Raw genomic sequence first — 19,062 nt, 5'->3', positions numbered from 1 at the left:
GGCGGTGCGCGACAATGGCTCTGAGCTTCCGGCGCCCGCCGAGCCACGGCTGGGACGGGCGACCGTGGAACACTCGGCCCGAATCAGGGCCTGGACACACACCAGCGAGGAGCAACTCATGGCGGGCACCAGCCACGGACACACCCCGGCCGCCTGGACCGGCGTCATCATCGCCTTCATCGGCTTCTGCGTCTCGGGCGCCTTCATGGTGATGGCCAGCCCGGTCGGGTTCGTCGCCGGACTCGTCGTCGTGGCTCTCGGCGGCGTCGTCGGTCTCGGTATGAAGGCCGCGGGGCTCGGCATGCCGAAGGAGTCCGAGGCCAGCATCGCGGCCAGGGCCCAGGCCGCCCAGGCTCAGGCGCACTGACGGCCCTCCCCGCGAGCACCGTCCTGTGGGGCGCAGTCCGGAATCCCGGGCTGCGCCCCCTTGTACGAGCTGCGCCTTCCCGTACGAACAGGGAGAATCGCCGGGTGGATCCCAACGCGGCCCCTGCCGCCCCCCGCTCCCCGGCCCCGGCTGCCGCCTGGCCGCCCGCCCCCGGACACCAGGGCCCCCCGGCCCCCGAGACGCGCGGGCGCAGGCTTCTCGTGCCGCTCGGCACCCTGGCCGCGGTGGGCGCCGCCTTCACCTACGTCGGGTCCGTCGACCCCAACCACCCCGGTCACTACCCGGTCTGCCCGCTGTACGCGCTCACCGGCGTCTACTGTCCGGCCTGCGGCGGACTGCGCAGCGCCCACGCCGTCGCGCACGGCGACTTCGTCACCGCCCTCGGTGACAACGCCCTCGCGGTCGCCGGGTACGGCGTCTTCGCCGTGGTGATGGTGGTATGGCTGATTCGCGCCGTGCGGGGGAGGCCCACGCGGTACACGATCCGCCCGGCCCTCTGGTGGGGGATCGGTACTGTCGCCCTGGTCTTCAGCGTGCTGCGCAACCTCCCCGTGGGGGCCTTCCTGGCGCCGTGAGCGTCCACGGACCGGAACTCGCACCGACCGGATGTGGGGCCCGGGGGCTTCTGCGGATAACATCGTCCTGGCTGATCCTGATCCATCCACACGTCCCGGAAGGGGGCCGCTCGCGTGAGTGTGCTCGACGAGATCATCGAAGGCGTACGCGCCGACCTCGCGGAGCGGCAGGCGAGCGTCAGCCTCGACGAGCTCAAGGACCGCGCCGCGAAGGCCTCCCCCGCCAAGGACGGAGTCGCCGCGCTGCGCGGCGACAGCGTCAAGGTCATCTGCGAGGTCAAGCGCTCCAGCCCCTCGAAGGGTGCGCTGGCCGCCATCGCCGACCCCGCCGCGCTCGCCGCCGACTACGAGGCGGGTGGTGCCTCGGTCATCTCCGTGCTGACCGAGCAGCGCCGCTTCGGCGGATCGCTGGCCGACCTGGAGGCCGTCCGCGCCAAGGTCGACATCCCGGTCCTGCGCAAGGACTTCATCGTCACCGCCTACCAGCTCTGGGAGGCGCGGGCGTACGGCGCCGACCTGGTGCTCCTGATCGTCGCCGCCCTGGAGCAGGAGGCGCTCGTCTCGCTGATCGAGCGCGCCGAGTCCATCGGGCTGACCCCGCTGGTCGAGGTCCACGACGAGGACGAGGCCGAGCGGGCTGCTGCCGCCGGGGCCCGGATCATCGGGGTCAACGCGCGCAACCTCAAGGACCTCAAGGTCGACCGCGGCACCTTCGAGCGCGTCGCACCCGAGATCCCCTCGCACATCGTCAAGGTCGCCGAGTCCGGTGTCCGCGGCCCGCACGACCTCATCGCCTACGCGAACGAGGGCGCCGACGCCGTACTGGTCGGCGAGTCCCTGGTCACCGGCCGCGACCCGAGGACGGCCGTCGCCGACCTGGTGGCTGCGGGCGCCCACCCGGCGCTGCGGCACGGGCGGGACTGACCTCCCATGGCCATAGCCGTCCGACTCGCACGCGGGTGCCGGCCCCGCGGGTGCCGCGCGCCCGCGCGGCGGGTGCACGGACGGCGGGTGCGGTACCACATCGGTTCCGAACCCGGTCAGACCAATGGCATGCGATGGCGGCGCTGAACAGCTGCCCAGCCATACCCTGCACTCCTGCGTACCACTACTTACGTACCTGCGGAGATCACGCATGTCTTCTGAGTTCTTCATCCCGGATCCGGACGGCCGGATCCCCAGCGCCGAGGGCTACTTCGGCGACTTCGGCGGCAAGTTCATCCCCGAGGCGCTCGTCGCCGCGGTGGACGAGGTCGCCGCCGAGTACGACAAGGCCAAGGCCGACCCGGCCTTCACGGCCGAGCTGAACGACCTCATGGTCAACTACACGGGCCGGCCGAGCGCCCTGACCGAGGTGCCGCGCTTCGCCGAACACGCGGGCGGCGCCCGGGTGTTCCTCAAGCGCGAGGACCTCAACCACACCGGCTCCCACAAGATCAACAATGTGCTGGGGCAGGCGCTGCTCACCAAGCGCATGGGCAAGACCCGGGTCATCGCGGAGACCGGGGCCGGCCAGCACGGCGTCGCCACGGCGACCGCCTGCGCCCTGTTCGGTCTCGAATGCACCGTCTACATGGGCGAGATCGACACCGAGCGCCAGGCACTCAACGTGGCCAGGATGCGGATGCTCGGTGCCGAGGTCGTCGCCGTGAAGTCCGGCAGCCGCACCCTCAAGGACGCCATCAACGAGGCGTTCCGCGACTGGGTCGCCAACGTGGACCGTACGCACTACCTCTTCGGTACGGTCGCCGGGCCGCACCCCTTCCCCGCCATGGTGCGCGACTTCCACCGGGTGATCGGTGTCGAGGCGCGCCGGCAGATCCTGGAGCGGGCCGGCCGGCTCCCCGACGCTGTCGCCGCGTGCGTCGGCGGCGGCTCGAACGCGATCGGGCTCTTCCACGCGTTCATCCCGGACGCCTCGGTCCGGCTGGTCGGCTTCGAGCCCGCAGGACACGGCATCGAGTCCGGCGAGCACGCGGCCACGCTCTCCGCGGGTGAGCCCGGGATCCTGCACGGCTCCCGCTCGTACGTGCTCCAGGACGAGGAGGGCCAGATCACCGAGCCCTACTCGATCTCCGCGGGGCTCGACTACCCGGGTATCGGCCCGGAGCACGCCTATCTGAAGGACACCGGGCGGGGCGAGTACCGCGCGGTGACCGACGACGAGGCCATGCAGGCGCTGCGGCTGCTGTCGCGTACCGAGGGGATCATCCCGGCCATCGAGTCCGCGCACGCGCTGGCCGGTGCGCTCGACCTCGGCAAGGAACTGGGCAAGGACGGGCTGATCGTGGTCAACCTGTCCGGCCGCGGCGACAAGGACATGGACACGGCTGCCCGTTACTTCGGGCTGTACAACGCGGACGCGGAGGTGGCAGCCAAGTGAGTGGCAACAGAACGCTCCTGAGTTCGGTCCTGGCCGGGGCGAAGGCGGAGAACCGGGCGGCGCTCATCGCGTACCTCCCGGCCGGTTTCCCCACGGTCGACGGCGGGATCGCCGCTGTGAAGGCCGTCGTCGCGGGCGGCGCCGACATCGTCGAGGTCGGGCTGCCGCACAGCGACCCGGTCCTCGACGGGCCCGTCATCCAGACCGCGGACGACATCGCGCTCAAGGGCGGGGTGAAGATCGCCGACGTGCTGCGCACGGTACGCGAGGCCCACGAGGCCACCGGCGCGCCCATCCTCGTCATGACGTACTGGAACCCCATCGACCGGTACGGCGTCGAGCGTTTCACCGCCGAGCTGGCCGAGGCGGGCGGCGCCGGCTGCATCCTGCCCGACCTGCCGGTCCAGGAGTCCGCGCTCTGGCGTGAGCACGCGGAGAAGCACGGTCTCGCGACCGTCTTCGTCGTCGCGCCGAGCAGCCGGGACGAGCGGCTGGCGACCATCACCGCGGCCGGTTCTGGCTTTGTCTACGCGGCCTCGCTGATGGGGGTCACCGGCACCAGGAACTCCGTGGGCGAGCAGGCTCAGGAGCTCGTACGGCGCACGCGCGCCACCACCGAGCTCCCGGTGTGCGTGGGGCTCGGGGTCTCCAACGCCGAACAGGCCGCCCAGGTCGCGGGATTCGCCGACGGAGTGATCGTCGGATCCGCCTTCGTCAAGCGGATGCTCGACGCGGAGGACGAAGCCGCCGGGCTGGAGGGAGTCCGCGAACTGGCGGGCGACCTGGCCAAGGGCGTACGCAGAAACTGACGCCGTCGCTCGTACGGGTGGATCTGGGACCGGGGAGGCACGCTCGTGCCTCCCCGGTTCGTTGCTGCGGGTGTGAGCGAGAAGAACCGAGACGCGAAGAGGGCCGCCCGAGAGCGGCTCATCGAAGAGCGCGACAAGCAGAAGGCCCGAGACCGGCGCAAGCGGGGAATGATCGTCGGCGGCTCCGTGGTGGGGGTGCTGGCGCTGGCCGCTGTGATCGGAGTGGTCGCGGCCAACTCCGGCAAGGACAGCGGCGATTCCCGTGCGAACAGCCCACTCACCGTGCCCAGTGGCGCGACCGGGAAGGACAGCCTGGCGGTCCCGGTGGGCGCGAGCGACGCACCGTCCACGCTCACCGTCTGGGAGGACTTCCGCTGCCCGGCGTGCGGCCAGTTCGAGAACGGCTTCCGGAGCACGATCCACGAGCTGGAGAAGTCAGGTCAGCTGAAGGTCGAGTACCACCTCGCCACGCTCATCGACGGCAACATGGGCGGCACGGGCTCGCTGCGTGCGGCCAACGCGGCCGCCTGCGCGCTGGACGAGAGGAAGTTCCCCGCCTACCACGACGTGCTCTACGAGAACCAGCCCGAGGAGACCCAGGACCCCTATGCGCAGAACAGCAAGCTGATCGAGCTGGCGGGGAAGGTCGAGGGGCTGAGGACCGCCGCCTTCACCTCCTGTGTGAACGACGGCAAGCACGACAGCTGGGTGAAGCGTTCGAACGCCGCGTTCCAGAAGGGCGGCTTCGGCGGCACCCCGACGGTCGAGCTCAACGGCTCGCCGGTCTTCCCGAAGAAGGGGAACGAGCAGATCTCGCCCGCCAATCTGAAGAAGTGGGTGACCGAGGCCAACCAGGGCAAGAAGGCGGGCACGGTCTCCCCGGCGCCCGCTGCCTGAGCCCCGCGGGGGCCGGCCTTGTTACGCATACGTTGCCGGGTGGGTGGGCCGAGGGCCCGCCCGGCCATGTAGCGTCGGCGGTGCCATGAACCTTGCCTTCATCCCCAGTCCGTCGACCGGCGTGATCCATCTCGGACCGATCCCGCTGCGCGGCTATGCGTTCTGCATCATCATCGGTGTCTTCGTCGCCGTCTGGTACGGCAACAAGCGCTGGATCGCCCGGGGCGGCAGCGCCGGCACCGTCGCCGACATCGCGGTCTGGGCCGTGCCGTTCGGCCTGGTCGGCGGGCGGCTCTACCACGTCATCACCGACTACGAGCTGTACTTCAGCAGTGGCCGGGACTGGGTGGACGCCTTCAAGATCTGGCAGGGCGGCCTCGGCATCTGGGGCGCGGTCGCGCTCGGCGCTGTCGGTGCCTGGATCGGCTGTCGCCGCCGCGGGATCCCGCTTCCCGCCTGGGCCGACACACTGGCACCGGGCCTCGCTTTCGCCCAGGCCATCGGCCGCTGGGGCAACTGGTTCAACCAGGAGCTGTACGGCAAGCCGACCGATCTGCCCTGGGCCCTGAAGATCAGCGAGGGCCCCGACCGGGTCGCAGGGACGTACCACCCGACCTTCCTCTACGAGTCGCTCTGGTGCGTCGGCGTCGCCCTCCTGGTCATCTGGGCCGACCGCCGCTTCAGGCTCGGCCACGGGCGGGCGTTCGCGCTGTACGTCGCGGCCTACTGCGTGGGCCGCGGCTGGATCGAGTACATGCGGGTCGACGACGCGCACCACATCCTGGGACTGCGGCTCAACGACTGGACCGCGCTGATCATGTTCCTGCTCGCCGTGACGTACTTCGTCGTATCGTCGAAGCTGCGGCCGGGGCGTGAGGAGATCGTCGAGCCCGCCGCTGTCGGGGCGGCCGGGGACGAGACCGGGGCCGATGGCACGTCCGATGCCGGATCCGGCGGGACCCGCACCGCGGACACAGCTGCGGACAGCGCGGACGACGGCGCGGACGGCGGCGAAGCGGCCGGAGCCGCGGAGCCGGACGGGCTCAAGGCCGAGGCCCAGGCCGACAAGGGCTGACCGGCCCGCTCCGTACCCCCCGTGCCGGGCGGGTACGGAGCGGAGGCCGTCAGCGCTGGTACCGGTCGAGGACCCGCTGGCCGTCGCCGGTCAGCTTGGAGCGCAGCGAGCCGAGACCGATCGAGCCGTTGTAGTACTCCTGGAACGCCGGGGTGGCGATCTTGTCCTTCCACTCCGCGTAGCCGCGCACCCCGAGCACCGGTGAGGGCACCAGGTCGCCTGCCATCCGGCTGCCGGTGCGCCAGCCGTTCACCGGAGTACGCAGCGCGGGATCCTTCAGAGCCGAGCGGCTGTTCGGCAGCAGCCAGTCGCCGCGTGCGAGGCGCGCGGCGTTCTTGCCCTGGGTCAGGAAGGCGATGAAGTCGACCGCCGCCTGTTTGTGCCGGGAGTCCTGCGACACGGAGAGGGTCTGGGGGACGACCCCCTGGGAGCTGCCGTGCGGCCCGTCCCCTGCGGGCATCGGCAGGACGGTCCAGCCGAAGCCCTTCGGCGCCTGCTGCTGGACCTGCTGCCGGAAGGAGAAGTTCAGCGGCACCATGGCGTACCTGCCCGCGAAGAAGCCGGGCAGGGTGTCCGAGCCCCCCATACCCAGACTGCTCCTCGGCGCGGTGTGCGCTTCGTTGATCTGCCGGCTGATGACCTGCGACACCGCGGAGTCGGCAGCGTCGAAGGTCACCTTGTTCTTCCCGCCGGACTGCCTGAAGATCTTGCCCCCGGTGGACGCCGCGCTGTTGACGGACTGGCTCACCGGCTCCTTCATCGACCAGGCGACGCCGTACCGCTCGGTGCGCCCGTCCGGCCCCCGGGCCGTGAGCTTCTTGGAGACCTGCTCGAACTCCGGCCAGCTCCAGGGGTGCGCGACGGTCGGGATCCGTACACCGGACGCCTTGAGCAGCTTGGTGCCGGCGACCAGGACCCGTGGTTCCTGGAGGAACGGCACACCGTAGACGCCCTTGCCGAAGGTGGCCATGGACCAGGACGCCCGGGGGATGTCGCGCTTGAGCGAGGCGGGCAGCAGTCCGCGTACATCGGCGAGGTAACCGCCGTACGCGAAATCCGTGAGGTCCGACGCGTCGTCGTGGATGATGTCCGGCGCCTGGCCGCCCTCGAAGGAGGTCAGCAGCTGGTCATGGATGCTGTCCCAGCTGCCCTGCACGTAGTTCACCCGGACGCCGGGGTGCTGCCTGTTCCACTGCGCGACCAGCGCCTTGTTGGCGGCCACGGACTCCTTCTGCCAGGCGAGGCTGAGGAATTGGAGCGTGACACGGCCCGGTGATTCGTCGCCCGGACCCTGGCCGCAGCCGGTGACGAGGACGAGCCCGGCGGCCGCGGCCAGCGCCGTCGCCGCGGTGCGGACGCGGGAAGGGGTGCGCATCAGCCCTTCACCGCCCCTGCCAGCATGCCGCCGACCAGCCTGCGCTGGAGCAGTGCGAAGAAGAGCAGGCTGGGGACGGTGGCCATCAGAGAGGCGGCGGCGAGCGGCCCGAGGTCGGCGGCGCCCTCGGCGCCGAGGAAGCGGGTCAGGATGACGGACATGGTCTGGTTCTCCGGGGACTTGAGCAGCACGAGGGCGAAGAAGAACTCGTTCCAGGCGGTGACGAAGGTGAACATCGCCGTCGCGACGAGTCCCGGGGCGAGCAGCGGGAGGACCACGCTGACCAGGGTCCGCAGCCGCCCCGCGCCGTCCATGGCCGCTGCCTCCTCCAGCGTGACCGGGACAGCCCTGACGTACCCCTGGAGCATCCAGAGCGAGAACGGCAGGTTCCAGACCACGTACACCGCGATCAGACCGCCGAGCGAGTCGATCAGGTGCAGATTCTTCAGCACCAGGAACAGCGGGATGATGATCAGTACGAACGGGAACATCTGGCTGACCAGGACCCAGCCGTTCGCGACCGTGGACATCCGGCTGCGGAAGCGCGCCAGGGCGTACGCGGCGGGCACCGCCAGCGCCACCGAGAGCACCGTCGCACTGCCCGCCACGATCAGGCTGTTGAGCGCCGAGTGCAGCAGCGGCTGCGCGTCGAAGGCAGCCCTGAAGTTGTCCAGGGTCGGGTGGACGGGCAGCCAGGCAGGATCGATCGATCCCAGCTCCCGGGGGGACTTGAACGCGGTGGACACCAGCCACACCAGCGGGAACGCGAGGAAGACCAGGTAGCACAGGAGAGCGAGGTACTGACCGGTCCGGCCTGCGGTCCGCCGGGCGCGGAGCCGTGCGGGGACACTCATACCGCCTCCTCCTTGAGCTTGTTGCGCAGGAACGCCGTGAGGAGCACAGCGATGAGAGCGACCATCACCAGGCCCATCGCCGCCGCGTAGCCGAACTGGCCGTAGGTGAAGGCCTCTTCGTACGCGAAGAGCATCGGCAGCCGGGTCGTGCCGCCGGGTCCGCCCTGCGTCAGCACGTAGACGAGGCCGAAGGAGTTGAAGTTCCAGATGAAGTTCAGCGCGGTCACGGCGTAGACCACAGGTCTGACGGCCGGCCAGGTGACGGTGGCGAAGCGGCGCCACATCCCGGCGCCGTCGAGCTGCGCTGCCTCCTTCAGCTCCACCGGTACGTTCTGCAGCCCGGCCAGCAGCACCACGGTGGTCTGCGGCATCCCCGCCCACACACCGACCACGATCACGGCCGGCAGCGCGAGCGGGAGGCTGGTGAGCCAGTCGACGTTGTCGCTGATCAGGTGCGCCTGCTTCAGGGTCTTGTCCAGGATGCCCGCGTCCGGGTGGTAGACGAGGCGCCACATGATGCCGACGACCACCTCGGGCATCGCCCACGGGACGAGCGCGAGCGTGCGCGCCACCCAGCGCAGGCGCAGGTTCTCGTTGAGCAGCAGGGCGAGTCCCAGGGCCAGGACGAACTGCAGCACGGTGACGCTGACCGCCCAGACGATGCCGATCCGGAACGACTCCCAGAACAGCGAGTCGTGCAGCAGATCGGCGAAGTTGGCGAGGCCGGTGAACCGCGTCGGCGTGGTGCGCCCGGCCTGTGCGTCGGTGAAGGCGAGCGAGACGCCGTACAGGAGCGGCCCGACGCTGAGCACCAGGACCGGGATCAGGGCGGGCGCCAGCAGGAACCAGGCCCCGCGGTCGAGGCCGAGCGCCCGTTTGCGCTGTGCCGGGGTGCGGGGCGGCGGGGTGCCCCGGTGGCCCGTGGCGTCCTTGCCACGGGCTGCGGTGAGACTCATGCGGACCTCGGGTTCTCCAGGTCGGGTCGCGGCGCGGTGGAGGCGCGTACGACGGTGCGGGGTACGGCGGGACCCGCTCTCCATGGCCGCGCCGGTGGGGGCGGACGCGAGGGATGCCCCGGGTGCCCGGCGAAATGTTTACAGATAGTGCGAACCCGCTTCCCCGCCGTCAATGCGCCCCCTGTGTGATCCATGTCTCGACGGCGCTCACGGGCGACCGTATCCGGGCTGGTCCCGGCCGTCCCCGCCCTTGGTAAGTACGGCCTTCCTTGCTGGCGGGGGCCATTTTTCGTGCGTACTTTCGAGTTGTTCCCGGGGTCCGCTGTGCGGCGCGGGGCACTGACGGAAGAGAGAGGGCGGGGACCGATGTCCATCATGGAGAACGAGGCGGCGCTGCACGAAGCGCACCGCGACAACCACACGCACCGCGATGTCAACGGAGGCTGGCTGCGCCCCGCCGTCTTCGGTGCGATGGACGGGCTCGTCTCCAACCTCGCCCTGATGACCGGGGTGGCGGGCGGCGACGTCTCGCACCGCACCATCGTGATCACAGGGCTGGTGGGCCTGGCGGCCGGTGCCTTCTCGATGGCCGCGGGCGAGTACACGTCGGTCGCCTCGCAGCGTGAGCTCGTCCAGGCCGAACTCGAAGTCGAGCGTGGCGAGTTGCGCAAGCACCCGCTTGACGAGATGAAGGAGCTCGCGGCGCTCTACGTCTCACGCGGGGTGGAGCCCGCGCTGGCCGCCGCCGTCGCCGAGCAGCTCTCCAGGGATCCCGAGCAGGCGCTGGAGATCCATGCCAGGGAGGAGCTGGGCATCGACCCGGACGACCTCCCGTCGCCGCTCGTCGCCGCTCTGTCGTCCTTCGGCGCTTTCGCGCTGGGCGCCCTGCTCCCGCTGCTGCCGTATCTGCTCGGCGCCACCGCGCTGTGGCCCGCGCTGCTGCTCGCGCTGATCGGGCTCTTCGGCTGCGGCGCCGTGGTGGCGAGGGTGACCGCACGGTCCTGGTGGTACAGCGGGCTCCGGCAGCTGGTGCTGGGAGGGGCGGCCGCCGGGATCACCTACGCGCTGGGCACGCTGTTCGGGACCGCGGTGGGCTGACGGGGGCGGGGTGGCCTTCCGGGCCGCGGGGTGAGACATTATGCGTCGCACGTCATAGGTATCGGTTACCGGGCGGTTTCGGGCCCCGGATCACCGGGCATAAGGCGGAAACGCCGCAGGCAACGTCGCCTGCTCCGTAAGTGGCCCACGGACGCCGATCCGGCCGTGTCGCCCCCACATCCACCGCTCTGCGGTGTCCGCATGCTGGAATGAAACATCCGCTTTTCGAGAAGCATTCCATCATGTAACCTGCTCGAAATTTCGCAGAGGGCCAACGTCGTCCCTATGCACTTGCATATGCCACGACGACGACGGGAGAGCCGATGCGCATCCACGCCTGGTCGCCCATGGAGGGTCGCCCCGCCCCGCAGGGGCTGTACGACCCCAGCAACGAACACGACGCCTGCGGTGTCGGGTTTGTGGCCACTCTGACCGGCGTGGCCGGTCACGAGATGGTCGAGCAGGCGCTGACCGTACTGCGCAACCTCGAACACCGCGGCGCCACCGGATCCGAGCCGGACTCCGGCGACGGAGCGGGCATCCTGCTGCAGGTGCCGGACGCCTTCCTCCGCGAGGTCACGGCTTTCGAGCTGCCCGAGGCAGGCGCCTACGCCGTCGGAATCGCCTTCCTGCCGCTCGACGACAGCCCCGCCGCCGTGTCGCGCATCGAGACGCTGGCCGCCGAAGAGGGGCTCACCGTCCTCGGCTGGCGGGAGGTTCCGGTCACCCCGGACCTCCTGGGCAGCGGCGCCCGCGCCACGATGCCCGAGTTCCGCCAGCTCTTCGTCGCCGACGCCCCCGAGGGCCAGGACGCCCCCGCCACGGGCATCGCGCTCGACCGCAAGGCCTTCGTCCTGCGCAAGCGCGCCGAGCGCGAGGCGGGTGTCTACTTCCCGTCGCTCTCCGCCCGCACGATCGTCTACAAGGGCATGCTCACGACGGGGCAGCTGGAGCCGTTCTTCCCGGACCTCTCCGACCGCCGCTTCGCCACCGCCGTCGCGCTGGTGCACTCGCGCTTCTCGACGAACACCTTCCCGAGCTGGCCGCTCGCCCACCCGTACCGGTTCGTCGCGCACAACGGCGAGATCAACACGGTCAAGGGCAACCGCAACTGGATGAAGGCCCGCGAGTCCCAGCTCGCGTCCGACCTCTTCGGACCGCAGAAGCTGGACCGGATCTTCCCCCTCTGCACCCCCGACGCCTCGGACTCCGCCTCCTTCGACGAGGTCCTGGAGCTCCTGCACCTCGGCGGCCGCTCGCTCCCGCACTCCGTGCTGATGATGGTCCCCGAGGCGTGGGAGAACCACGAGTCGATGGACCCGGCCCGCCGGGCCTTCTACCAGTACCACGCGACGATGATGGAGCCCTGGGACGGCCCCGCCTGTGTCACCTTCACCGACGGCACCCAGGTCGGCGCTGTTCTCGACCGCAACGGTCTGCGCCCCGGCCGCTACTGGGTGACCGACGACGGCCTCGTCGTGCTCTCGTCCGAGGTCGGTGTCCTGGACATCGACCCCGCGAAGGTCGTCCGCAAGGGCCGCCTGCAGCCCGGCCGGATGTTCCTCGTGGACACCGCCGAGCACCGCATCATCGAGGACGACGAGATCAAGGCCGGCCTCGCCGCCGAGCAGCCGTACGAGGAGTGGCTGGAGAGCGGTGAGATCGAGCTGGAGGACCTCCCCGAGCGCGAGCACATCGTGCACACCCACGCCTCGGTCACCCGCCGCCAGCAGACCTTCGGCTACACCGAGGAGGAGCTGCGCGTCATCCTCGCGCCGATGGCCCGCACCTCGGGCGAGCCGCTCGGCTCCATGGGCACGGACTCACCGATCGCCGCGCTCTCCGCACGCCCCCGGCTGCTCTTCGACTACTTCACCCAGCTCTTCGCCCAGGTGACCAACCCGCCGCTGGACGCCATCCGTGAGGAGCTCGTCACCTCGCTGCGCTCCACGCTCGGCCCGGCCGGCAACATCCTGGAGCCCACCGCGGCCGCCTGCCGCAGTGTGACGCTGCCCTTCCCGGTGATCGACAACGACGAGCTCGCCAAGCTGATACACATCAACGCCGACGGCGACATGCCGGGGATGAAGGCCGCGACGCTCGCCGGTCTCTACCGGGTCGGCGGCGGCGGCGACGCGCTGGCCGCCCGGCTCAAGGACATCTGCGACGAGACCGACGCCGCCATCGAGGCAGGCGCCCGGCTCATCGTCCTCTCCGACCGGCACTCCGACGCCGAGCACGCCCCGATCCCCTCGCTGCTGCTCACCTCGGCCGTCCACCACCACCTCATCCGCACCAAGCAGCGCACCCAGGTGGGGCTGCTCGTCGAGGCCGGTGACGTCCGCGAGGTGCACCACGTCGCGCTGCTCATCGGGTACGGCGCGGCCGCCGTCAACCCGTACCTCGCCATGGAGTCCGTCGAGGACCTGGTCCGCGCCGGCACCTTCATCGAGGGCCTGGAGCCCGAGCAGGCCATCCGCAACCTGATCTACGCCCTCGGCAAGGGCGTACTCAAGGTCATGTCCAAGATGGGTATCTCGACCGTCGCCTCCTACCGCGGCGCGCAGGTCTTCGAGGCCGTCGGGCTCGACCAGGCCTTCGTGGACACGTACTTCAACGGCACCGCGACCAAGATCGGCGGCGCCGGGCTCGGCGTCGTCGCCACCGAGGTCGCCGCCCGGCACGCCAAGGCCTACCCCGCCTCCGGTATCTCCGCCTCGCACCGCAAGCTGGAGATCGGCGGCGAGTACCAGTGGCGCCGCGAGGGCGAACCGCACCTCTTCGACCCGGACACGGTCTTCCGCCTCCAGCACGCGGCGCGCTCCGGCCGGTACGACATCTTCAAGAAGTACACGGACCGGGTGAACGAGCAGTCCGAGCGGCTGATGACGCTCCGCGGCCTGTTCGGCTTCGCCTCCGGCCGCGAGTCCATCCCGCTCGACGAGGTGGAGCCCGCATCCGAGATCGTCAAGCGCTTCTCCACCGGCGCCATGTCGTACGGCTCCATCTCCAAGGAGGCGCACGAGACCCTCGCCATCGCCATGAACCAGCTGGGCGGCAAGTCCAACACCGGTGAGGGCGGCGAGGACGCCGACCGGCTGTACGACCCGGCGCGCCGCTCGTCCATCAAGCAGGTCGCCTCCGGCCGCTTCGGTGTGACCAGCGAGTACCTGGTCAACGCGGACGACATCCAGATCAAGATGGCGCAGGGCGCGAAGCCCGGCGAGGGCGGTCAGCTGCCCGGCCACAAGGTCTACCCGTGGGTCGCCAAGACGCGTCACTCGACGCCCGGTGTCGGCCTCATCTCGCCGCCCCCGCACCACGACATCTACTCCATCGAGGATCTCGCCCAGCTGATCCACGACCTGAAGAACGCCAACCCGGCGGCCCGCATCCATGTGAAGCTGGTCTCCGAGGTCGGTGTCGGCACGGTCGCCGCGGGCGTCTCCAAGGCGCACGCGGACGTCGTCCTGATCTCCGGGCACGACGGCGGCACCGGCGCGTCCCCGCTCACCTCGCTCAAGCACGCGGGCGGCCCCTGGGAGCTCGGCCTGGCCGAGACCCAGCAGACGCTGCTGCTCAACGGCTTGCGCGACCGGATCGTCGTCCAGACCGACGGCCAGCTGAAGACCGGCCGCGATGTCGTCATCGCCGCGCTCCTCGGCGCCGAGGAGTTCGGTTTCGCGACCGCGCCGCTCGTCGTCTCCGGCTGCGTCATGATGCGCGTCTGCCACCTCGACACCTGCCCGGTCGGCATCGCCACCCAGAACCCGGTGCTGCGTGAGCGCTTCTCCGGCAAGGCCGAGTACATCGTGAACTTCTTCCGGTTCATCGCCGAAGAGGTCCGCGAGCTCCTCGCCGAGCTGGGCTTCCGCACGCTGGAGGAGGCAGTCGGCCACGCCGAGCTCCTCGACACCGCGCGGGCCGTGAACCACTGGAAGGCCCAGGGGCTCGACCTCAACCCGCTCTTCCACGTCCCGGAGCTGCCCGAAGGTGCGGCACGCCACCGGACCGCGTCTCAGGACCACGGTCTGGAGAAGGCGCTCGACAACCAGCTGATCAAGCTGGCGGCCGACGCGCTGGACGCCGACTCCGCCGAATCCGCCCAGCCCGTGCGCGCGCAGATCGCCATCCGGAACATCAACCGGACCGTCGGTACGATGCTCGGACACGAGGTGACGAAGAAGTTCGGCGGCGCGGGGCTGCCCGACGACACCATCGACATCACCTTCACCGGCTCCGCCGGCCAGTCCTTCGGCGCCTTCGCCCCGCGCGGCGTGACGCTCAGGCTGGAGGGTGACGCCAACGACTACGTCGGCAAGGGCCTCTCCGGCGGCCGGGTCGTCGTCCGCCCGGACCGCGGCGCCGACCACCTCGCCGAGTACTCGACCATCGCGGGCAACACCATCGCCTACGGTGCGACCGGCGGTGAGCTGTTCCTGCGCGGCCGCACCGGCGAGCGGTTCTGTGTCCGCAACTCCGGCGCGACGGTCGTCTCGGAAGGCGTGGGCGACCACGGCTGCGAGTACATGACCGGCGGCCACGCCGTGGTCATCGGCGAGACAGGACGGAACTTCGCCGCCGGTATGTCGGGCGGTGTCGCGTACGTCATCGACCTGGACCGCGACAACGTGAACGCCGGCAACCTGGGCGCGGTCGAGCCCGTCGACGACACGGACAAGCAGTGGCTGCACGACGTCGTGCGCCGTCACCAGGAGGAGACCGGCTCCACCGTGGCCGAGAAGCTCCTGGCGGACTGGAACGCCGCCGCAGACCGCTTCAGCAAGATCATCCCGTCCGCGTACAAGGCAGTGCTCGCCGCCAAGGAAGCCGCTGAGCTGGCAGGTCTCTCCGAGAACGAGACCACCGAGAAGATGATGGAGGCGGCGACCAATGGCTGACCCCAAGGGCTTTCTGACCACGGACCGCGAGGTCGCGCAGACCCGCCCCGTCGATGAGCGGGTGAAGGACTGGAACGAGGTCTACGTTCCCGGATCCCTGCTGCCGATCATCAGCAAGCAGGCAGGCCGCTGCATGGACTGCGGCATCCCTTTCTGCCACAGCGGCTGTCCGCTGGGGAACCTCATCCCCGAGTGGAACGACTACGCGTACCGGGAGGACTGGTCGGCGGCCTCCGAGCGCCTGCACGCCACCAACAACTTCCCGGAGTTCACCGGGCGCCTCTGCCCGGCGCCCTGCGAGTCGGCGTGCGTCCTCGGAATCAACCAGCCCGCCGTCACCATCAAGAACGTCGAAGTCTCGATCATCGACAAGGCGTGGGACAGCGGCGACGTCACCCCGCAGCCGCCCGAGCGGCTCTCCGGCAAGACCGTCGCGGTCATCGGCTCAGGACCGGCGGGTCTCGCCGCCGCCCAGCAGCTGACCCGCGCAGGGCACACGGTCGCCGTCTACGAGCGCGCGGACCGCATCGGGGGACTGCTCCGGTACGGCATCCCCGCGTTCAAGATGGAGAAGTCCCACATCAACCGGCGCATCGAGCAGATGCGGGCGGAAGGCACCAAGTTCCGTACCGAGACCGAGATCGGCCGTGACATCGACGCGGCCAAGCTCCGCCGCAGGTACGACGCCGTGGTCATCGCGGCCGGTGCCACGGTCTCCCGCGACCTGCCCGTACCGGGCCGCGAGCTGAACGGCATCCACTTCGCGATGGAGTACCTGCCGCTCGCCAACAAGGTGCAGGAGGGCGACCTCACGGTGGCCCCGATCACCGCCGAGGGCAAGCACGTCGTGGTCATCGGCGGCGGCGACACCGGCGCGGACTGCGTGGGCACCGCCCACCGCCAGGGCGCCGCATCGGTCACCCAGCTGGAGATCATGCCCCGGCCCGGCGACGAGCGGAATCCGGGCCAGCCCTGGCCGACCTTCCCCATGCTCTACAAGGTCACCTCGGCGCACGAGGAGGGCGGCGAGCGCGTCTACGCCGTCTCGACCACGCACTTCGAGGGCTCGGAGCCCGAGGAGGGGGAGACGGTCGGGAACGTCACGCACCTGCACCTCACCGAGGTGGAGTTCAAGGACGGCAAGCTGGAGCCGCAGCCCGGCACCGAGCGCCGGATCCCCGCCGAGCTGGTCACGCTGGCCATGGGCTTCACGGGAACCGACCAGGCCAACGGCCTCGTCGAGCAGTTCGGCCTTGAGCTCGACGCCCGCGGCAACATCGCCCGCGACGCCGACTACGCGACCAATGTTCCCGGCGTGTACGTTGCTGGTGACGCGGGCCGCGGCCAGTCGCTGATCGTCTGGGCGATCGCCGAGGGCCGCTCGGCGGCGCGCGGCGTGGACCGTTTCCTCACGGGCGCCAGCGAGCTGCACGCCCCGATCAAGCCGACGGACCGTGCACTGACGGTCTGACCCGGCCCACAGAACGTCCCGCACAATGGGGTGCGGAACTGAACGCGGCGCCTGCCTTGTCCCCGACCGGACACTGGGTGGGCGCCGTGGCGCGTCCGGTGGCCCGCGGAAGGCCGCGGAAGGCCGCGGACAGCGCCGCGGACGAGAGCGCAGCAAGCGAAGGGACACCGGTGACGGTACGGATTCTGCGGGCCGCCGGCCGGGCCGCCGCCCCCTGGAAGAACGGCGGCGGGGTCACCCGGGAGATCGCCGCAGCCCCCGAGGGCGCGGGAATGGACACCTTCGCCTGGCGGGTGAGCCTGGCCGATGTCGCCGCCGACGGGCCGTTCTCCGTCTTCCCCGGGGTCACCCGGGTGCTGACGGTGGCGGACGGGGCGGGGATGGAGCTGACGGCAGGCGGTCTCCCGGTGCGGGCCGGCGAGCGGTTCGTGCCGCACGAGTTCGCCGGTGACGTGCCGACCCGGGGGCGGCTGCTCGGCGGTCCCGTCGTGAACTTCAACGTGATGTACCGCGGGGCGCTCACCGAGGCGCTCGTCTCGGTCGTACGGGGCAGGCTCACCGTCGGTGTCCCGCCGGGCTCGACGGTCCTGGCGGTCGCGCTGGACGGTACCGCGGTGCTGGAGGACGCGGACGCCGTCCTGGAGCCGTACGACGCGGCGCTGGTGACCGGGGAGTCACCCGGTGTGCTGCGGGCCGACGGCCGTACCGCGCTCGTCACGCTGCGTGGACCGGCCCCCCGGGGCGCCTGAATTCCCTTGCGCCACAGGGGCGTTGCGGCATCATGTGATCATGACTTCCTTCGTACGCCATGTCACGGTCGACTGCGCCGACGCCTACCGGCTCGGCAGTTTCTGGGCCGGGGTCCTCGACATCCCGCTCACCGACGAGGACAAGCCCGGTGACCCCGAGGCCCTGATCCAGGCGACCGGCTTCGGGCTGCTCTTCATCCAGGTGCCCGAGGCGAAACAGATCAAGAACCGTCTGCACCTGGACCTCCAGCCGGCGGACCGCACCCGGGACGAGGAGGTCGAACGGGTGCTGGCGCTGGGCGCCACGCTCGTGGAGGACCACCGCAGGCCCGACGGCCGGGGGTGGGTGACCCTGGCCGACATCGAGGGCAACGAGTTCTGCGTCGAGCGGAGCGCCGGCGAGAGGTCCGGTGACTGACCGGACGCGCTCCGCCGGCGGCTGGGACCGGCCGTCCGCTCAGTGCCCGGCCAGGCAGAAGGGGTGCCCCGCGGGGTCGGCGTAGATACGCCAGCCCGGTGCGCTGTCGTCGAGGAGATGGGCGCCCGCGTCGAGCACCTCCACCTCGGCGCGGTCGAGGTCGGGCACGCCGAAGTCCAGGTGGAACTGCTGGGGCCGGGTCGGGTCGGGCCAGGCGGGCGCACGGTGGTTCTCGGCACGCTGGAAGGCCAGGACCAGCCCGGATGCCGTGTGGAGCGTCGACCAGTCGGGGCTGAGCACCCAGCGGGGGTCGGGCCGGTCGACGCTGCCGCCGAGGACCGCCCGGTAGAACGCGGCCAGCTCTGCGGGCTCGGGGCAGTCCAGCACTATGCACTGCAATTCGGCGATCATGCCCGGAATCCTAGGCTGCGGGCCGCCGGGCCCCGTACGCGGAGGGGGTGGACCGGACGGACCGGGGGCGCGGGTGAACGCTCGTCGAACAAGGGGGGGACCTGCTCACCCTCCCGGGGTGTGCCGCGCCACCCGCCACCTTTTCCGCACGGTGCGGCGGTTCGGGGCAACTCCGTTTGCGGCGCAGGCCAGTTGAGTGCCGGCAGGGACTCCGTGCAGGCCGGCGCCACCGGCCGGAGGGCCGGCGGAGATCATCCGGACCCCACCGCCTCCGGACATCCGGGCGACAGGCGTGCTAGGCTGACGTTGTTGCAGTTTTGGTACCCATGAACTTTATGTGCGCCTGACGGGAATGCTCCGACAGGCGCTTTATTGTTTTCCGGCTTTCTCCGGATGGGGTTCAATGCGGCGACGCGGAATTCGTAAAGTGCGAATTTCCGGCACTGCACCTGTTGAGGAGAATGTTATGGCCACCGGTACCGTGAAGTGGTTCAACTCGGAAAAGGGCTTCGGCTTCATCGAGCAGGACGGCGGCGGCGCCGACGTCTTCGCCCACTACTCGAACATCGCCACCCAGGGCTTCCGTGAGCTCCAGGAGGGCCAGAAGGTCTCCTTCGACGTCACGCAGGGCCAGAAGGGCCCGCAGGCGGAGAACATCGTCCCGGCCTAATTGTCGGACGCGTACCTCGCTGACCGGGGCCC

The 19,062-nt window shown here is 70.5% G+C and carries 18 protein-coding genes; 14 read left to right on the top strand and 4 right to left on the bottom strand.

What is annotated here, in order from left to right:
* The first annotated feature begins 118 nt into the window (after nt 1–118).
* From OG917_RS08640 to lgt, 8 genes are all read left to right on the top strand, one after another.
* Entirely contained in the window at nt 119–367 is a 249-nt protein-coding gene (locus OG917_RS08640) for an HGxxPAAW family protein (RefSeq protein WP_328316964.1), read from the top strand.
* A 104-nt stretch (nt 368–471) separates the two neighbouring features.
* Entirely contained in the window at nt 472–963 is a 492-nt protein-coding gene (locus tag OG917_RS08635; protein ID WP_328316963.1) for a DUF2752 domain-containing protein, read from the top strand.
* A 114-nt stretch (nt 964–1,077) separates the two neighbouring features.
* Nucleotides 1,078–1,887: an indole-3-glycerol phosphate synthase TrpC gene (trpC, locus tag OG917_RS08630; RefSeq protein WP_328316962.1), complete on the top strand. Its 810-nt coding sequence runs from the start codon at nt 1,078–1,080 to the stop codon at nt 1,885–1,887.
* A 6-nt stretch (nt 1,888–1,893) separates the two neighbouring features.
* Nucleotides 1,894–2,034, top strand: a complete 141-nt coding sequence (trpM, locus tag OG917_RS30615; RefSeq protein ID WP_443058926.1) for a tryptophan biosynthesis modulator TrpM — start codon at nt 1,894–1,896, stop codon at nt 2,032–2,034.
* 64 nt (nt 2,035–2,098) lie between these two features.
* Nucleotides 2,099–3,346, top strand: a complete 1,248-nt coding sequence (gene trpB, locus OG917_RS08625; RefSeq protein WP_328316961.1) for a tryptophan synthase subunit beta — start codon at nt 2,099–2,101, stop codon at nt 3,344–3,346.
* Nucleotides 3,343–4,155 carry a tryptophan synthase subunit alpha gene (gene trpA / locus OG917_RS08620; protein ID WP_328316960.1) on the top strand — a complete coding sequence of 271 codons (813 nt, stop codon included), beginning with the start codon at nt 3,343–3,345 and terminating at the stop codon, nt 4,153–4,155. Before trpB ends, trpA begins: the two co-directional genes overlap by 4 nt.
* Nucleotides 4,156–4,227: 72 nt before the next feature.
* Nucleotides 4,228–5,052, top strand: a complete 825-nt coding sequence (locus tag OG917_RS08615) for a DsbA family protein (protein WP_328316959.1) — start codon at nt 4,228–4,230, stop codon at nt 5,050–5,052.
* Between the two features lie 85 nt (nt 5,053–5,137).
* Nucleotides 5,138–6,127 (top strand): prolipoprotein diacylglyceryl transferase, encoded by a 990-nt coding sequence (lgt, locus tag OG917_RS08610; RefSeq protein WP_328316958.1) that lies wholly within the window; start codon nt 5,138–5,140, stop codon nt 6,125–6,127.
* Between the two features lie 49 nt (nt 6,128–6,176).
* Here the strand turns inward: lgt and OG917_RS08605 are convergent, their stop codons facing one another.
* From OG917_RS08605 to OG917_RS08595, 3 genes are read right to left on the bottom strand one after another with little or no spacing between them, the layout of a single operon-like run.
* The gene (locus OG917_RS08605) at nt 6,177–7,502 is read right to left on the bottom strand and encodes an ABC transporter substrate-binding protein (protein ID WP_328316957.1); all 1,326 of its coding nucleotides are present in this window, start codon (nt 7,500–7,502) and stop codon (nt 6,177–6,179) included.
* The gene (locus OG917_RS08600; RefSeq protein ID WP_328316956.1) at nt 7,502–8,356 is read right to left on the bottom strand and encodes a carbohydrate ABC transporter permease; all 855 of its coding nucleotides are present in this window, start codon (nt 8,354–8,356) and stop codon (nt 7,502–7,504) included. The genes OG917_RS08605 and OG917_RS08600 overlap by 1 nt, the downstream gene beginning before the upstream one ends.
* Nucleotides 8,353–9,312, bottom strand: a complete 960-nt coding sequence (locus tag OG917_RS08595; RefSeq protein WP_328316955.1) for a carbohydrate ABC transporter permease — start codon at nt 9,310–9,312, stop codon at nt 8,353–8,355. Before OG917_RS08595 ends, OG917_RS08600 begins: the two co-directional genes overlap by 4 nt.
* Nucleotides 9,313–9,678: 366 nt before the next feature.
* Here OG917_RS08595 and OG917_RS08590 point away from each other — a divergent pair, with 366 nt between their 5' ends.
* The 5 genes from OG917_RS08590 (at nt 9,679) to OG917_RS08570 (ending at nt 17,949) form a co-directional block, all read left to right on the top strand.
* A complete protein-coding gene (locus OG917_RS08590) occupies nt 9,679–10,410 on the top strand; it encodes a VIT1/CCC1 transporter family protein (protein ID WP_328316954.1) in 732 nt (243 codons plus the stop codon).
* A 323-nt stretch (nt 10,411–10,733) separates the two neighbouring features.
* The gene (gene gltB / locus OG917_RS08585) at nt 10,734–15,311 is read left to right on the top strand and encodes a glutamate synthase large subunit (RefSeq protein ID WP_328316953.1); all 4,578 of its coding nucleotides are present in this window, start codon (nt 10,734–10,736) and stop codon (nt 15,309–15,311) included.
* Nucleotides 15,304–16,782 (top strand): glutamate synthase subunit beta, encoded by a 1,479-nt coding sequence (locus OG917_RS08580; RefSeq protein WP_328316952.1) that lies wholly within the window; start codon nt 15,304–15,306, stop codon nt 16,780–16,782. Before gltB ends, OG917_RS08580 begins: the two co-directional genes overlap by 8 nt.
* Nucleotides 16,783–16,952: 170 nt before the next feature.
* Nucleotides 16,953–17,531, top strand: a complete 579-nt coding sequence (locus OG917_RS08575; RefSeq protein WP_328316951.1) for a HutD/Ves family protein — start codon at nt 16,953–16,955, stop codon at nt 17,529–17,531.
* Between the two features lie 40 nt (nt 17,532–17,571).
* Complete coding sequence (locus OG917_RS08570; RefSeq protein WP_328316950.1) at nt 17,572–17,949, top strand: VOC family protein; 378 nt, start codon at nt 17,572–17,574, stop codon at nt 17,947–17,949.
* Nucleotides 17,950–17,988: 39 nt separating this feature from the next.
* Here the strand turns inward: OG917_RS08570 and OG917_RS08565 are convergent, their stop codons facing one another.
* Nucleotides 17,989–18,360 (bottom strand): VOC family protein, encoded by a 372-nt coding sequence (locus OG917_RS08565; protein ID WP_328316949.1) that lies wholly within the window; start codon nt 18,358–18,360, stop codon nt 17,989–17,991.
* 466 nt (nt 18,361–18,826) lie between these two features.
* Here OG917_RS08565 and OG917_RS08560 point away from each other — a divergent pair, with 466 nt between their 5' ends.
* Nucleotides 18,827–19,030 carry a cold-shock protein gene (locus tag OG917_RS08560; protein ID WP_015607926.1) on the top strand — a complete coding sequence of 68 codons (204 nt, stop codon included), beginning with the start codon at nt 18,827–18,829 and terminating at the stop codon, nt 19,028–19,030.
* The last annotated feature ends 32 nt before the right edge of the window (nt 19,031–19,062 follow it).

It is taken from the genome of Streptomyces sp. NBC_00388, assembly GCF_036061255.1.
Taxonomy (GTDB): domain Bacteria; phylum Actinomycetota; class Actinomycetes; order Streptomycetales; family Streptomycetaceae; genus Streptomyces.
This window is presented reverse-complemented; position numbering and strand designations above follow the sequence as displayed.

Coding starts and splice junctions, on each gene's coding strand:
- OG917_RS08640 (WP_328316964.1), top strand. CDS start 119: ATGGCGGGCACCAGCCACGGACACACCCCGGCCGCCTGGACCGGCGTC.
- trpM (WP_443058926.1), top strand. CDS start 1,894: ATGGCCATAGCCGTCCGACTCGCACGCGGGTGCCGGCCCCGCGGGTGC.
- trpB (WP_328316961.1), top strand. CDS start 2,099: ATGTCTTCTGAGTTCTTCATCCCGGATCCGGACGGCCGGATCCCCAGC.
- lgt (WP_328316958.1), top strand. CDS start 5,138: ATGAACCTTGCCTTCATCCCCAGTCCGTCGACCGGCGTGATCCATCTC.
- OG917_RS08605 (WP_328316957.1), bottom strand. CDS start 7,502: ATGCGCACCCCTTCCCGCGTCCGCACCGCGGCGACGGCGCTGGCCGCG.
- OG917_RS08600 (WP_328316956.1), bottom strand. CDS start 8,356: ATGAGTGTCCCCGCACGGCTCCGCGCCCGGCGGACCGCAGGCCGGACC.
- OG917_RS08595 (WP_328316955.1), bottom strand. CDS start 9,312: ATGAGTCTCACCGCAGCCCGTGGCAAGGACGCCACGGGCCACCGGGGC.
- OG917_RS08590 (WP_328316954.1), top strand. CDS start 9,679: ATGTCCATCATGGAGAACGAGGCGGCGCTGCACGAAGCGCACCGCGAC.
- gltB (WP_328316953.1), top strand. CDS start 10,734: ATGCGCATCCACGCCTGGTCGCCCATGGAGGGTCGCCCCGCCCCGCAG.
- OG917_RS08580 (WP_328316952.1), top strand. CDS start 15,304: ATGGCTGACCCCAAGGGCTTTCTGACCACGGACCGCGAGGTCGCGCAG.
- OG917_RS08570 (WP_328316950.1), top strand. CDS start 17,572: ATGACTTCCTTCGTACGCCATGTCACGGTCGACTGCGCCGACGCCTAC.
- OG917_RS08565 (WP_328316949.1), bottom strand. CDS start 18,360: ATGATCGCCGAATTGCAGTGCATAGTGCTGGACTGCCCCGAGCCCGCA.
- OG917_RS08560 (WP_015607926.1), top strand. CDS start 18,827: ATGGCCACCGGTACCGTGAAGTGGTTCAACTCGGAAAAGGGCTTCGGC.